The 15,047-nt window shown below is 57.5% G+C and carries 13 protein-coding genes and 1 riboswitch; of the genes, 9 read left to right on the forward strand and 4 right to left on the reverse strand.

The annotated features are described in order from the left end of the window. Window positions 1–140 precede the first annotated feature (140 nt). The 5 genes from CJF39_RS17210 (at window position 141) to cobM (ending at window position 2,979) form a co-directional block, all read left to right on the forward strand. Window positions 141–500, forward strand: coding sequence for a response regulator (locus CJF39_RS17210; protein ID WP_094994512.1), 360 nt, complete (start codon window positions 141–143; stop codon window positions 498–500). Window positions 501–535: 35 nt separating this feature from the next. After that, a riboswitch (cobalamin riboswitch) is annotated at window positions 536–750 on the forward strand. Between the two features lie 95 nt (window positions 751–845). After that, a complete protein-coding gene (locus CJF39_RS17215) occupies window positions 846–1,034 on the forward strand; it encodes a CbtB domain-containing protein (RefSeq protein WP_094994513.1) in 189 nt (62 codons plus the stop codon). Between the two features lie 11 nt (window positions 1,035–1,045). After that, window positions 1,046–1,747, forward strand: a complete 702-nt coding sequence (locus tag CJF39_RS17220; RefSeq protein ID WP_094994514.1) for a CbtA family protein — start codon at window positions 1,046–1,048, stop codon at window positions 1,745–1,747. Continuing rightward, entirely contained in the window at window positions 1,744–2,157 is a 414-nt protein-coding gene (locus CJF39_RS17225; protein WP_094994515.1) for a cobalamin biosynthesis protein, read from the forward strand. The genes CJF39_RS17220 and CJF39_RS17225 overlap by 4 nt, the downstream gene beginning before the upstream one ends. 75 nt (window positions 2,158–2,232) lie before the next feature. Further along, window positions 2,233–2,979, forward strand: coding sequence for a precorrin-4 C(11)-methyltransferase (gene cobM / locus CJF39_RS17230; RefSeq protein ID WP_094994516.1), 747 nt, complete (start codon window positions 2,233–2,235; stop codon window positions 2,977–2,979). Between the two features lie 93 nt (window positions 2,980–3,072). On the opposite strand, the gene nfuA is transcribed toward cobM, so the two are convergent. Continuing rightward, window positions 3,073–3,657 carry a Fe-S biogenesis protein NfuA gene (gene nfuA / locus CJF39_RS17235; protein ID WP_094994517.1) on the reverse strand — a complete coding sequence of 195 codons (585 nt, stop codon included), beginning with the start codon at window positions 3,655–3,657 and terminating at the stop codon, window positions 3,073–3,075. Window positions 3,658–3,767: 110 nt separating this feature from the next. After that, on the reverse strand, window positions 3,768–6,065 hold the full coding sequence (locus CJF39_RS17240; protein WP_094994518.1) for a fatty acid cis/trans isomerase: 2,298 nt from the start codon (window positions 6,063–6,065) through the stop codon (window positions 3,768–3,770). Between the two features lie 153 nt (window positions 6,066–6,218). Between CJF39_RS17240 and metH the strand changes: the two genes are divergently transcribed. Together metH and CJF39_RS17250 are read left to right on the forward strand one after the other, a co-directional pair. Continuing rightward, the gene (metH, locus tag CJF39_RS17245; protein WP_094994519.1) at window positions 6,219–9,929 is read left to right on the forward strand and encodes a methionine synthase; all 3,711 of its coding nucleotides are present in this window, start codon (window positions 6,219–6,221) and stop codon (window positions 9,927–9,929) included. Between the two features lie 165 nt (window positions 9,930–10,094). Then, window positions 10,095–10,316, forward strand: a complete 222-nt coding sequence (locus tag CJF39_RS17250) for a DUF2970 domain-containing protein (RefSeq protein WP_094994520.1) — start codon at window positions 10,095–10,097, stop codon at window positions 10,314–10,316. On the opposite strand, the gene CJF39_RS17255 is transcribed toward CJF39_RS17250, so the two are convergent. Beyond that, a complete protein-coding gene (locus tag CJF39_RS17255; RefSeq protein ID WP_094994521.1) occupies window positions 10,304–11,395 on the reverse strand; it encodes an ABC transporter substrate-binding protein in 1,092 nt (363 codons plus the stop codon). The genes CJF39_RS17250 and CJF39_RS17255 overlap by 13 nt on opposite strands. Before the next feature lie 482 nt (window positions 11,396–11,877). Between CJF39_RS17255 and CJF39_RS17260 the strand changes: the two genes are divergently transcribed. Further along, window positions 11,878–13,536 (forward strand): nitrite/sulfite reductase, encoded by a 1,659-nt coding sequence (locus CJF39_RS17260; protein ID WP_094994522.1) that lies wholly within the window; start codon window positions 11,878–11,880, stop codon window positions 13,534–13,536. Further along, complete coding sequence (locus tag CJF39_RS17265) at window positions 13,520–14,014, forward strand: DUF934 domain-containing protein (RefSeq protein ID WP_094994523.1); 495 nt, start codon at window positions 13,520–13,522, stop codon at window positions 14,012–14,014. Before CJF39_RS17260 ends, CJF39_RS17265 begins: the two co-directional genes overlap by 17 nt. Before the next feature lie 50 nt (window positions 14,015–14,064). On the opposite strand, the gene CJF39_RS17270 is transcribed toward CJF39_RS17265, so the two are convergent. Then, window positions 14,065–15,047: NEL domain-containing protein (locus CJF39_RS17270; protein ID WP_249275388.1), on the reverse strand; the 983-nt coding region annotated here is incomplete at its 5' end.

A 15,047-nucleotide genomic window follows, 5' to 3' on the forward strand; every position in this document is an offset into this window, starting at 1 on the left:
ATACAGCTATCCTTGCACACCTTGCACGAAGGAGTTTTTCGTACAACGACGGGAACTTGTGCGCGGTTGCAGCTTACTGATAGTGCAAGCCGATGCTTTTTGGCCTTCACCCGCATTCACATTTTTTCGGGATACCCACTATGTCTGCAACACCCTCCACCATCCTCGTTGTTGAAGACGATGCCATTGTTCGCATGCTGATTGTGGATGTGCTGGAAGAACTCGAATTCAATGTACTGGAAGCTGATGGCAGTGAATGTGCACTGACCTATATAGGCGATGCGAAGCAAGTCATTGATCTGCTGATGACCGATGTCGGACTTCCGGGGATGGATGGCCGAGAACTGGCTAAACAGGCGCAGACATTACGCCCCTCATTGCCAATTCTGTTCGCCAGCGGCTATGCCGAGAGCATAGATACCGTGGGCAACACCTCGGTGATCGCCAAGCCCTTTTCGATCGATCAGTTGCGCGACAAGGTCAAGAGCCTTCTTGCCTGAGACGTGAATTGACGCGTCCACCGCTGTCATGCTCTCCTACACATCTTGTATCAGGTGCCCTTCACAGGGTGAAACGGGAAACCGGTGCGTCAGGCGTTCATCGCCTTGATCAGTCCGGTGCTGCCCCCGCAACGGTAAACAAGCGGAACATCGAAGCCACTGTGCTCATGCATGGGAAGGTGATGTTCGCAGGTTCAGATGACTTGAACCCCTTGTGAGCCCGGAGACCGGCCTGCTCATATCGAATAACAAACCCGCGGTGGGCGGGCGCTGTTAAACCCTGCGAGCACCGTTCGCGGGGTTTTCTTGCGCTTTTTCGCCCGCTGCTCACCAGAGGGAAGCGCCATGTCAGTCAGCACCAGCCGTACACAATCCGCAGCCACCACCGCCACTCACAGCCAGCGTATCGTAGCGGCTGTCGGCGCAACCGTGCTTGGGGCGTTTCTCGTTTACTTTGCGGGCTTTTCCCATATTGACGCGGTGCACAATGCCGCACACGACACGCGTCACAGCGCTGCCTTCCCGTGCCATTGAGAGGCGAGCCCATGATGAAGCGCATCATTCAAACCGCCGGTTTTACCGGTTTGCTGGCTGCCCTGTTATTGACGCTGTTGCAAAGCTTTTGGGTGGCGCCACTGATCCTTGAAGCAGAAACCTTCGAGACGCCTGCTGCGGGTCACACGCATGAACACGCTGACTCCGCCCTGCCCGGCCACACCCATGCCGCTGAAGCCTGGGAACCCGAGGATGGCTGGCAGCGCCTGGTGTCGACCACCGGTGCCAATTTGGTGGTCGCCGTGGGATTCGCGTTGATGCTCGCAGGCCTCTACACACTGCGAACGCCGACCCGTACCTCTCAAGGGGTGCTGTGGGGGCTGGCTGGGTATGCCACATTTTGTCTCGCCCCGACACTGGGACTGCCGCCGGAACTACCCGGCACGGCTGCGGCTGATTTGCTGCAACGCCAGATCTGGTGGGTCAGTACCGCCGCCTCGACAGCCGTTGCGATTGCACTCGTGGTATTTGGCAGGCACTGGGCGCTAAAAGTGCTTGGGGTGGTGATTCTGGTCATGCCTCATGTCATGGGCGCGCCACAGCCGCTGGTCCACGCCAGCCTGGCACCGCAAGCACTTGAAACGCAGTTCAAGGTGGCTTCGCAATTGACCAACGCTGCCTTTTGGCTGGCGCTGGGGGTTATCAGCGCGTGGTTGTTCCGGCGCAAGACTGATGGCCAGTACGCTGCATGACGCCGCCGCCCACCCCGCAAACCCTCGTGGCCGGGCTGGGCTGTCGGCGCGGCTGCAGTGCTGAAGAACTGTTGACGCTCATGAATGAGTCTCTGAACCATGCCGGGATCGCGCTCAGTGCAATACGGGCCTTGGCCAGTATTGATTCAAAACGGGACGAGCCCGGCCTGATCCAGTTGGCGCAGCAGTTGAAACTGCCCTTCGAGGTATTCAGTGCACAGCAGCTTGCCGTGTTTGCCCCCCGGCTCAGTCACCAGTCACCGGTCTCGTACGCCCACACGGGCTGTTTTGGGGTGGCTGAAAGTGCTGCACTGGCCCTCTGCGAGCGAGTGACCGGTCAACGCGCGACGCTGCGGGTCACTCGCCAAACCTCTGATAACGCGACGTTTGCGTTAGCGACCGGGCTGTAATCAGGCGATACTCCACCGCCTCACTATGAGCGTTGTTCAAGCGGCGCTCTGTTTTGTATCGTTCAAGAGACTGCCATGACTGTTTATTTCATCGGGGCCGGCCCCGGCGATCCAGAGCTGATCACGGTCAAAGGCCAGCGCTTGATCCGCAGCTGTCCGGTGATCATTTATGCCGGTTCACTGGTGCCCGCCGCAGTGCTGGAAGGCCATCAGGCCGAACGGGTGATTAATAGCGCCCAATTGCATCTGGAACAAATCATCGCGCACATCACCGCTGCCGACGCTCAAGGCCAGGACGTGGCCCGCGTGCATTCAGGCGACCCCAGCCTGTATGGCGCAATCGGCGAGCAAATCCGCTGCCTGCGGGCGCTGGGCATTGCGTTTGAAATCATCCCAGGGGTCACGGCGACCGCCGCCTGCGCCGCTCTGCTGGAAGCCGAACTGACGTTGCCAGACATCTCGCAGACGGTGATTCTGACCCGATACGCGGAAAAAACCGTGATGCCTGCTGGCGAAGAGCTGGCGAGTCTGGCCAGCCATAAAGCAACCATGGCCATTCACCTGGGGGTTAAAAACCTGGACAGCATCGTGGCCGAGTTGACCCCACATTACGGCAGTGACTGCCCGATTGCGGTGATCCACCGTGCCAGTTGGCCTGATCAAGATGCAGTCACCGGCACCCTCGCTGACATTGTGCAGCGGGTTCAGGCCAAAGGGTTCAGGCGCACGGCATTGATTCTGGTCGGTCGTGTGCTGGCCAACGACAGCTTCAGCGAGTCTTCGCTTTACCGGGCTGGGCACGCGCACGTGTATCGCCCCTGACAGTCGCCCGCGTAAAACACAGGCATAAAAAAACGGTGCTCACGGGGCACCGTTTTTTATGCTGCTCGCAGCGAACACCTTGCGACTGTTAACTCAGTAGTAGGCGTTTTCTTTCTGCGAGTGATCGGTCACGTCACGCACACCCTTGAGCTCGGGAATACGCTCCAGCAACGTGCGTTCGATACCTTCGCGCAGCGTCACGTCGGCCTGGCCGCATCCCTGACAACCGCCGCCGAACTTGAGGACCGCAATACCGTCTTCAACCACTTCAATCAGGCTGACCTGACCGCCGTGACTGGCCAGGCCGGGATTGATCTCGGTTTGCAGGTAGTAATTGATGCGCTCGTTGATCGGGCTGTCAGCGTTGACCATGGGCACTTTGGCGTTGGGCGCCTTGATGGTCAGTTGGCCGCCCATGCGATCGGTCGCGTAGTCCACCACGGCGTCTTCAAGAAACGGCTCGCTGACCGAATCGATCCAGGCGGTGAAGCTTTTCAGGCCCAGGGCGGTATCTTCAGGTTTGACTTCGTCTGGCTTGCAATACGCAATGCAGGTTTCAGCGTATTGCGTACCCGGTTGGGTGATGAAGACGCGGATGCCGATACCCGTGGTGTTCTGCTTGGACAGCAGATCAGCCAGGTAATCGTGGGCGGCGTCGGTAATCGTTATGGCGCTCATGGAATCTCCTCGCAGACATGGGGCGCAGTTTACGCCAATCGGCGCGCCTGACAAAGTCCTAGTATTTTTGTCAGGAAAGCCACACCCCATGTGGGTGAAACAAATGACCCTTACAGGTTCTCGTAGCGGTTCATGTCCAGCACGCCGGCCTCTACCGGATCGGTTTCGTTGATGTATTCGCCGATGTCATGAAAGTACGCCCAAAATTGCGGATGACTGCGGCGAATCCCCCAGCGCTGGACGATGGCATCAAACGAGGCTTGATCCTGGCTTTTCTCCATCGCAACGACAAACGCCTCAACCTCACCGGCCGGGATGTTGAACATGAAGTTCGGATAACTGCTAAGCACACCCGGGTAGATCGTCAGCGTGTCCAGCCCAGGCTGCAGACGATATTCCTCACCCAGCATAAACGCCACATTGGTGTGCGCGCGATTGCGCAACAGGCTGTACATCTCACGCGCGCCATCAGCACTTTCGATGCGCAGCATACTGGCTTCGGGCAGTCGATTGATAACGGGCAACCCGGCTGCGGGACGCGACGTCAGGCGGCTGAGCGATTGCTCCGCATACTGGAAGGCCTGTGCAATGTTGGGCCGCGAACAGTAGGCTCCCGAACAACGGTTAATCGGGTCAGGCCGTGCATTGAGGGTTCCGGTGCGCTCAATCAGCTTGAGGGCAAAATCGCGTTTCGGGTCTGCCGGGTCGAGCTTCATGCCCGTCGCAGTGCCGGTGTCGATCTTGCGATAATCCATCCACATCTTGAGCTTGCCACTGTTCTGATACCAGTCGCCCAAAATGGCCGCACGCGAATCAGCTGGCATCAGACGCAGGAAGTTAACCTCAGCGCCGTTACGGATCAGGTCAAAGTACAGGCGCGTCTGCGCCTGGTGCGAGACGCTACCGAACACATCAAAGTTGACCGCCAGTTGATAGTAGGTGCGTTCCAGTAGCGGGTAGTCGAAAAGCCACAAGGTCTGCGGGACTTCACCGATCAACCCTTTGCTGACACTGGCACTGTCGAAGTGACGGAAGATGGTCAGCAGCGCGTTGTCATTTCCTGCCCACAAGGTCGACCAGCTAGGCGGCGGCATTTCAGCGTATGCACTTTGGCGCAACTCTTCATACTCGTTACGTTTGTCGCGGTAGTTGTGCCACAGCGAGATGATGCTGCCCACGTCGTCGATCTGACCTGGCATCGCCAGCAACGGCGTGGCTTTGCCGCGGTAAACGGCGTCAGTCACGTAGCGATCACGGGCAGGTTCCTGGAACACGGCCCAGAAGTTGTCGCGAATCACGTCCGTGGCAATCTGGCCGCGGCAGACAGGCCCGCGAATAAAGGTGCGCACAAAGTATTCGGCGTTATCCAGCATGAACTGGTAACGGGCGACGGCAGGGATGGCTTCAAAGGTCTCGAACGGGTTGGCACGCCCTCGTGGCCCATACCCCGGTAGCTTGGCCGCATGCCAGTCACCGCTGTAAAACAGTTGTTTGACCCGCTCCAGCTTGCGCTGCCCCATAGGGTAGGTGATGTGTGTTTTGTGAACGATCACCCCCTGGACCGGCATGATCCGGTAATAAAAAGTGGTGCCCGGGTCGTCGTTGGGGCGCCGCGTAGCGATCAGGTCAATCGGCTGCCCGCTTGGCGTGCGCGAACGCACCCACTGGAAGTAATGCCCCGGCACGCCGTTGTCGAAATAGGCATGGGCCAGGAACAAATGCTCATACAACCAGCGAGCGACCAGGGCTTCGGTGGAGCCCGGGCGATTGAGCAACTCTTCCCATTCAGCGATCTGAGTGGCTTCAATTGCCGTCGGCTGAATGGCATGTTGATCGACCGGCGCGCCCTGCGCCAACCAGGTCTGCACCGTTATGTATTGCTGATCGGTCAGGCCAGTGACGGCTAACGGCATGCCTTCCTTGGGATGTTTTTGCGCGTAATTGTTGAACTCGCCGGGTGCCGGGCAACTGTTTTCACGGTTGAGCCCCAACACGATCTCTTCAGGGAGTTTGGCGTTTGGCGTCAACGGAGCGCTGTGGCCCAGTTCCAGCATGCGCGCCATGAGTGCCGCTTGTGCGCCCTGGGCGTCCAGCACGGAGTAAAAACCTTTGTTGCGCCACTCTTGCGGGCCCTTGGCGTCGTAGAAAATCCGTGTTGGCGCCACAGCAGTGGTCCGATCACCCTGATAGACAGGTACTTTGCTCGCCCCCCGGGTTGCGCCCTCCGCGCTCCCCAGGTTGAGCTGGCAGGCCGCATCGTTACAGGCGTGGCAAGCGACGCACTTTTCGGTAAGGATCGGCTGGATATCCCGGGTGTATGAAATAGCCGGGCTAACGAGCGGGGTTTGGCCCAACGCTGTACTGCACACCACCAGCGTCACGGCGCCGGTGAGTAGGCGAAAAAACATGTGCCATTGTCCTGATATTAAAAATTGTCGCGATTCTACCCGTCGAAGACTCGCCTCAACATGAATGAAATTCATGAAAAATGGCGAACGATCAAATCCCACGCAGGTTTGTTATGCTTTGCCATCTTTTGCATGGCTCTAACAGGTAGTCCTATGTCTGACCGCAGCGCTCGTCTCCAAGCACTTCAGCACGCCCTCAAAGAGCGCATTCTGATTCTCGATGGCGGCATGGGCACTATGATCCAAAGCTACCGTCTAGAGGAACACGACTATCGTGGCACACGCTTTGCCGACTGGCCGAGTGACGTAAAGGGCAATAACGACCTGCTGGTCATCACTCGCCCGGATGTCATCGGTTCGATTGAGAAAGCGTACCTGGATGCCGGTGCCGACATTCTCGAAACCAACACCTTCAACGCCACTCAAGTCTCCCAGGCTGACTACGGCATGCAGGCACTTGCCTACGAACTCAACGTAGAAGGTGCTCGGCTGGCGCGCAAGGTGGCCGATGCCAAAACGCTTGAAACGCCGGACAAACCGCGTTTCGTGGCGGGCGTGTTGGGCCCGACCAGCCGTACTTGCTCGTTGTCGCCAGATGTCAACAACCCCGGCTACCGCAACGTGACCTTCGATGAATTGGTCGAAAACTACACCGAGGCCACCAAGGGCCTGATCGAGGGTGGCGCGGACCTGATCCTGATCGAGACCATTTTCGACACGCTTAACGCCAAGGCAGCAATCTTTGCCGTGCAAGGCGTGTTCGAAACGCTGGGCATCGAGTTGCCGATCATGATTTCCGGCACCATTACCGACGCCTCCGGCCGTACCCTGTCTGGCCAGACCACCGAAGCCTTCTGGAACTCGGTGAGTCACGCCAAGCCGATTTCGGTGGGCTTGAACTGCGCGCTGGGTGCCAGCGAGTTGCGCCCGTACCTTGAAGAGCTGTCGAACAAAGCCAGCACCTACGTCTCGGCACACCCTAACGCCGGTCTGCCGAATGAGTTCGGGGAATACGACGAACTGCCCGCGCAGACGGCCAAGGTGATTGAAGAGTTCGCCCAAAGCGGCTTTTTGAACATTGTCGGCGGCTGCTGCGGCACCACGCCGGGCCATATCGAGGCCATCGCCAAGGCAGTGGCCGGTTATGCACCGCGCCAGATCCCCGACATTCCCAAGGCGTGCCGACTGTCAGGCCTTGAGCCGTTTACCATTGACCGCAGCTCGCTGTTCGTCAACGTAGGCGAACGCACCAACATCACCGGTTCGGCGCGCTTTGCCCGGCTGATCCGTGAAGACAACTACACCGAAGCCCTGGAAGTGGCCCTGCAACAAGTTGAAGCCGGTGCGCAAATCATCGACATCAACATGGACGAAGGCATGCTGGATTCGAAGAAGGCCATGGTGACCTTCCTCAACCTCATCGCTGGCGAACCGGACATCTCCCGCGTGCCGATCATGATTGACTCTTCCAAATGGGAGGTCATCGAAGCAGGGCTCAAGTGCATTCAGGGCAAAGGCATCGTCAACTCGATCAGCATGAAAGAAGGCGTCGAGCAGTTTATTCACCACGCCAAACTGTGTAAGCGCTATGGCGCAGCGGTGGTGGTGATGGCGTTCGACGAAGCCGGCCAGGCCGACACCGAAGCGCGCAAGAAAGAAATCTGCAAACGCTCCTACGACATTCTGGTGAATGATGTTGGCTTCCCGCCGGAAGACATCATCTTCGACCCGAACATCTTCGCCGTGGCCACCGGCATTGAAGAGCACAACAACTACGCAGTGGACTTCATCAACGCCTGCGCCTACATCCGTGACGAACTGCCGTATGCCCTGACGTCGGGGGGCGTGTCGAACGTGTCCTTCTCGTTCCGCGGCAACAACCCGGTACGCGAGGCGATCCATTCGGTGTTCCTGCTGTACGCCATTCGGGCGGGCCTGACCATGGGCATCGTCAATGCCGGGCAACTGGAAATCTACGACCAGATCCCGACCGAACTGCGTGACGCCGTTGAAGACGTCGTGCTCAACCGCACCCCTGACGCCACCGACAACCTGCTGGCAATCGCGGACAAGTACAAAGGCGACGGCAGTGTCAAAGAAGCCGAAACCGAAGAGTGGCGCGGCTGGGACGTCAACAAGCGGCTTGAGCATGCATTGGTTAAAGGCATCACCACCCACATTGTCGAGGACACCGAAGAGTCGCGCCTGTCATTCAAGCGTCCGATTGAGGTCATCGAAGGCCCGCTGATGTCGGGCATGAACATCGTTGGCGACCTGTTCGGTGCAGGCAAAATGTTCCTGCCGCAGGTGGTCAAGTCTGCCCGCGTCATGAAACAGGCCGTGGCGCACCTGATCCCGTTCATTGAACTGGAGAAAGGCGACAAACCGGAAGCCAAGGGCAAGATCCTGATGGCCACCGTCAAGGGTGATGTGCACGACATTGGCAAGAACATCGTCGGCGTGGTGCTGGGCTGCAACGGCTATGACATCGTCGACCTCGGCGTGATGGTGCCTGCCGAGAAAATCCTGCAAGTGGCCAAAGAGCAAAAGTGCGACATCATCGGTTTGTCCGGCCTGATCACACCGTCGCTGGATGAAATGGTCCACGTCGCGCGTGAAATGCAACGTCAGGACTTCCACTTGCCCCTGATGATCGGCGGCGCGACCACCTCCAAGGCGCACACTGCGGTCAAGATCGAACCCAAGTACCAGAACGACGCCGTGATTTATGTCACCGACGCCTCCCGTGCCGTGGGTGTGGCCACGCAGTTGCTGTCCAAAGAACTGAAAGCCGGCTTCGTCAGCAAGACCCGCGACGAGTACATCGAGGTCCGCGAGCGCACCGCCAACCGCAGTGCGCGCACCGAGCGCCTGAGCTATGCCGCGTCCATAGCCAAAAAGCCGCCGTTCGACTGGGCCGGATACCAGCCGGTGAAACCGACGTTTACCGGCGCCAAGGTATTGGACAACATCGACCTCAAGGTGCTTGCCGAATACATCGACTGGACACCGTTCTTCATTTCCTGGGATCTGGCAGGTAAATTCCCGCGCATTCTGACAGACGAGGTCGTGGGCGAAGCCGCCACCGCGCTGTACGCCGATGCTCAGGAAATGCTCAAGAAACTGATCGATGAAAAACTCATCAGCGCCCGTGCCGTCTTCGGCTTCTGGCCGGCCAATCAGGTAAACGATGATGACCTGGAGTTGTATGACGAAAACGGCCAGCCATTGGCCACACTGCACCACTTGCGCCAGCAAATCATCAAGACCGATGGCAAGCCCAACTTCTCCTTGGCCGACTTTGTGGCGCCTAAAGACAGTGGCGTGACCGATTACGTGGGCGGCTTTATCACCACGGCGGGGATTGGCGCAGAAGAAGTGGCCAAGGCTTATCAGGACGCTGGCGACGACTACAACTCAATCATGGTCAAGGCCTTGGCCGACCGTCTGGCCGAAGCATGCGCCGAATGGTTGCACCAGCAGGTACGCACGAATTACTGGGGGTATGCCAAGGACGAAGAACTGAGCAACGACGCGCTGATCAAAGAGCAATACAGCGGTATCCGCCCTGCCCCTGGCTACCCGGCTTGCCCGGATCACACGGAAAAGGCCACGTTGTTCAAATTGCTTGATCCTGAAGCCGAAGAAATGCGGGCGGGCAAAAGCGGCGTGTTCCTGACTGAGCACTACGCCATGTTCCCGGCTGCGGCTGTCAGCGGCTGGTACTTCGCACACCCGCAGGCGCAATACTTCGCCGTGGGCAAGGTCGACAAAGACCAGATCGACAGTTACACCGCGCGTAAAGGTCAGGACCTGGCCGTTACGGAACGCTGGTTGGCGCCGAACCTGGGTTACGACAACTAACGCTGAAAAAACCTCCCGTTGTTCCCGGTGTTGCCACTTTATACAGTGGCAGCACCGCGGCTGAGTACCTGAGCGCTGCTGCACCACATACGTATCGCGCCCTCACCTGCTGAGCGTTGACTATCCTCAAGACAGTGACCTTCCACTCTGGTGCTTGAGGTGCTTATGAACGATCCGCAAAAGCCGCCTTCCTTTTGGCAAGTACTGCACAGCGTGATGGCTGCCGCTTTTGGTGTGCAAAGCTCGAAAAACAGGGCCCGCGATTTCACCCAGGGCAAACCCGGTCAGTTCCTGCTACTGGGTTTGCTGTTCACCGGCGTGTTCGCACTGACACTTTTCGGGATCGTCAAACTGGTGCTGATGATTGCCGGGGTTCAGGGCAACTGAAGCAAGGTGTCGAGGGTAAACGGGTACTGATAAGACGGCGGCTTGCCTTGGGCCGAGAATGCCGTGAACGGCAAATCATAATGGCGACTGCGGGTAATGTTCAGCAGGGTCGTGGCTTGCTTGGCATCGAGCAATCGCAGTAACGGCACCTGCCGGTCCCGACCGCCAAACCGGGTGAAATCAACCCCTTTGGAGGCGTCATTGAGCAAGACCATTGCCCACCCCCCGAGCGTAAAGTGCCCGGCAACCAGCACACTCAATCGCCCGTCGATACGTGCCTGCAGCGCAGGTATTGAGTTATTGACTGCGCTGAACAGCAGGTCACGACCGGGTTTGCGCCCTGTTTCTTCAGCTGCCCGCATGGCCCCGAACGCCATTTCATCATTGGCGCTCCACACCAGCGCCGTGTCGGGGTAGCGTTTGAACAACTGTTGAGCCTGCTCATACGCGCGCTGCTCGTTCCACTCGCCATACACCATCTGTCGCAAGCGCACGTGAGGATGTTCATTCAGCGCCCGCTGCATGCCCTTTTCCCGCCAACGGGAAGCCGGGGTGTTTTTGACCCCTGAAAAAGCCAGCAGGTCCACCGTTTGACCCGGCGCTATAGGCCCATGCTGACGAATCAGCTCGCTCAGCATCAGATAACCGCCCTCTTCATCATTGGTCACCATGCTGCCAAGCCAGCCTGAATAGCGGGCGCCATCTGTTTCCATTAACTGGGCCTGCTCCTGGGTCAGACCATTGTTGACCATGAACAGCTTCACGCCGCTGCCGTGGGACAGGCGCAAGATTTGCGGGGCAACGTATTGTTCATTAACGAAGACCAGGTAATCGGGCCTGTGGGGGCCTTGTAAAGCTGCCCGCGCTTGCTCGATGGCTTTTTGTGGGGATCGCTGTGCGTATTGGACCTCAAGCTGCATGCCCAGGCTGTTGGCTGCCGCTTGCATAAAGTCAGAATAACTGACCCAAAAGGTCTCATCCGCAAGACCGGGGTTGATAAACAGCACGTTGGCGCCCTGCACCGCCATGGAAAATGGCAGGGTCAGGATGATCAGGCATTGACTGAAAGCTTTGAGCATTGACACCTGTCCCAGGAAATTGAGCCTCATCATAACTGGCACAATACCATCAGGCATCTGGCTAACGCTGCTGTTTCAGTGCGGCCAGAAAAGCCACAACGTCAGTTACCTGCGCGCGAAGCTTTAATTATTGGTGGCTCACCCAAAACACCGCAGTGCCCACCACCAAAATGATCATGAAAAGAATGGCCCATGCATCAACCTTGCTATCACTTTTACGTGCCTTGACTGGAGTGCTCATCGCATCGCCTTTTTTCAGTTTTATGGGTGAATGCTTGAAGACGTCCTGTCAGTTAAGTCCAGCAATCCCCACAAGACAAGTAAGTGATTGAGAATCAGCCTCTTATAGTCTTTTTGGTTCTTTCCATATGCTTAAACAGCACTTTTGCGCATAACTACAAACTGGTATCGTTCCTCGCTCCGTGGGGAGTGCGCGGCCGTGCGCGCAGATAAGCTGTTAGCAGCCTGAGAACAGGACCTATATGTACGTATATGACGAGTACGATCAGCGGATCATTGAGGACCGCGTCAAGCAGTTCCGTGATCAGACCCGACGCTACCTGGCAGGTGAGCTGAGCGAAGAAGAATTCCGCCCCCTGCGCCTGCAAAATGGCCTGTATGTTCAGCGTTTTGCCCCGATGCTGCGGGTTGCAGTGCCCTATGGCCAACTGACTTCGCGCCAGGCGCGGATGATGGCCAAGATTGCCCGGGACTACGACAAGGGCTATGCCCACATCAGTACCCGCCAGAACGTGCAGTTCAACTGGCCTGCGCTGGAAGACGTGCCGGATATTCTGGAAGAACTGGCCACTGTGCAGATGCACGCCATCCAGACCAGCGGCAACTGCCTGCGTAACGTGACCACCGACCAGTTTGCCGGCGTTGCCGCCGACGAGTTGATCGACTCCCGCCCGTGGTGTGAAATCGTGCGTCAGTGGACGACTTTCCACCCGGAATTCGCCTACTTGCCGCGCAAGTTCAAGATCGCAATCAATGGGTCAGCCTCTGACCGCGCCGCCATTGAAGTACACGATATCGGCCTTGAGCCCGTGTTCAATGAAGCCGGTGAACTGGGCTTCCGTGTACTGGTTGGTGGCGGCTTGGGCCGTACCCCGGTGGTAGGCGCATTCATTAATGAATTTTTACCGTGGCAAGACTTGCTGAGCTACCTTGAGTCCATCCTGCGGGTTTACAACCGCTATGGCCGTCGGGACAACAAGTACAAGGCGCGCATCAAGATTCTGGTCAAAGCCCTCACCCCTGAAGTCTTTGCGCAACGCGTCGAGGCCGAAATGGTGCACCTGCGGGGTGGCTCGACCACGCTGACCGAAGCCGAAGTTCACCGTATCGCCAAGCATTTCGTCGACCCGGACTACAAAGATTTGCCAGATTTCAGCGCCGAACTGGCTGAACTCGACAAGCAGCATCCCGGTTTTGCCCGCTGGCGTACCCGCAATACCCTCGCCCATAAAAAGCCGGGTTATGTGGCTGTCACGCTGTCGCTCAAACCTACTGGCGTTGCGCCGGGTGATGTGACTGACAAGCAGTGGGACGCCATTGCTGACATGGCCGACCGCTACAGCTTCGGCCAACTGCGCACCTCTCACGAACAAAACATCATTCTGGCCGATGTCGAAGAGCGCCAGTTGTTCACCATGTGGGGCGAGTTGCGCGAGCACGGTTTTGCCACACCGAATATCGGCCTGCTGACCGACATGATTTGCTGCCCCGGCGGCGATTTCTGCTCGCTGGCCAACGCCAAATCCATCCCGATTGCCGAATCCATCCAGCGCCGCTTTGAGGACCTGGACTACCTGTTCGACATCGGTGAGCTGGACCTCAACATCTCAGGTTGCATGAACGCCTGTGGTCACCACCACGTCGGCCACATCGGCATCCTGGGTGTTGATAAAAAAGGCGCCGAGTTTTATCAGGTGTCGCTGGGGGGCAGTGCCAGCCGTGATGCCAGCCTGGGTAAAATCCTCGGCCCTTCGTTCGCTCAGGACGACATGCCGGATGTAATTGAAAAGCTGATCGACGTCTACGTTGAAAAACGGACCGAAGACGAGCGCTTCATCGACACCTATCAACGTATTGGCATCGATCCCTTCAAGGAGCGCGTCTATGCAGCGAATCATTAAGAACAACGAAGTTATCGACGAAACCTGGCACTTGCTGCCCAAGGACGCGAGTTTCGATGGCATCCCCAACTGCGATGATCTGATCGTGCCGCTGGCCCTGTGGCGCGAGCATGCTCATGCACTTAAAGCCCGTGATGGCGGTTTGGGCGTGTGGCTGGACAGCGACGAAGAGGCAGAAGAAATCGGCGAAGACGTGGACAGCTTTCAGGTCATTGCCCTGAACTTCCCTGCCTTCACCGATGGCCGCAGCTACTCCAATGCTCGCTTGCTGCGCGATCGCTATGGTTATACAGGTGAATTGCGAGCCATCGGGGATGTGTTACGTGATCAGCTTTTCTACCTGCACCGCTGTGGCTTCGATGCATTCGCCATACGGGCCGATAAAGACCCCTATGAAGCACTGCAAGGCCTGAAAGACTTTAGCGTCACCTATCAAGCGTCCGCTGACGAACCTCAGCCTCTTTTCCGGCGGCGCTGATTCTGTACTGGCTCCAGGGGTGTGAATGACCTGGAGCCAGCCTCAGACCCTCATTCCGGGGCAGGCTGCAGAACCACCTTGAATTGCGGATTCTCCGTGATCTCTTCCTCGGTCAGGCGTGTCACCAACTCCAGTCTGGCGTGCTCGCGCTCAGTAACAACCGCCTCCACTTGCGCCACGTAGTCGTGATCTGACATCGACTCGCGTGCGGCGAACAGTGCGCCCATACGTTCGTCTTGAACCTCATCGGATCGAATGAAGGCGTCCGGGTATTTAAAACGTAAAAAATTTTGCCAGTAGTCTCGTGCAATCAACGATGCCTTCAAGGCATCGGGGGTTTCTTGGTCAATGACATAGCGCTTGCCTGCTTCGAGCTCTGCTGGGGTTACACGGGCCACGTTCTCAAAAATCATGCTGTACGGCCTTGATGGCAACCCCAAGGCTTGCGCCAAGTGCACCTGGTAATACATCTGCACCTGCAACTGATCGATGAGCGCAAGGTGATTACGCAGCCAGCGAGGGCTGAGTATTTCCGCCAACTCAAGCGCTTCAGGAGTGCCCAACCGATAGGCAATGCCTTGACACTCTTGCGCCGACATTTCACTCAAAGGACTTTCAGCGAAATTCGGGCTCACCGCATCGATCAGCCGCTGTAAACGCTGCACGGCAGACACGGGTTGCGCACTGATATGAGCAATACGTTGCGCAATCACTGTGTCCACATGAGCATTGAGCGTTTCCATGCGAAATAACCCGCGGGTTAATTCCATCAATTGCTCTTCGGTGTTAAGGCCGTTCTCAGCGTTGTAGATTTGAAATCGCAGTTCCAGGTCAGCAAAGACCATGGCAATCCCGTCTACGCAGGTTCTGGGGTGGCTGCTTATTTCAAACAGCCGGACACGCAAGCCGTAGCTTTCGTGCATGGCATTGATCAGCGTCCACACGCGCCCACTTAAGGAATCTCCGAACAAGTTTTCAAATGTGCTGAAATACGCCTGACCACCTGATCCGAGCCGCCTATGAGCCAGATGAG

This window comes from Pseudomonas lundensis, assembly GCF_002269125.1.
GTDB lineage: Bacteria > Pseudomonadota > Gammaproteobacteria > Pseudomonadales > Pseudomonadaceae > Aquipseudomonas > Aquipseudomonas lundensis_A.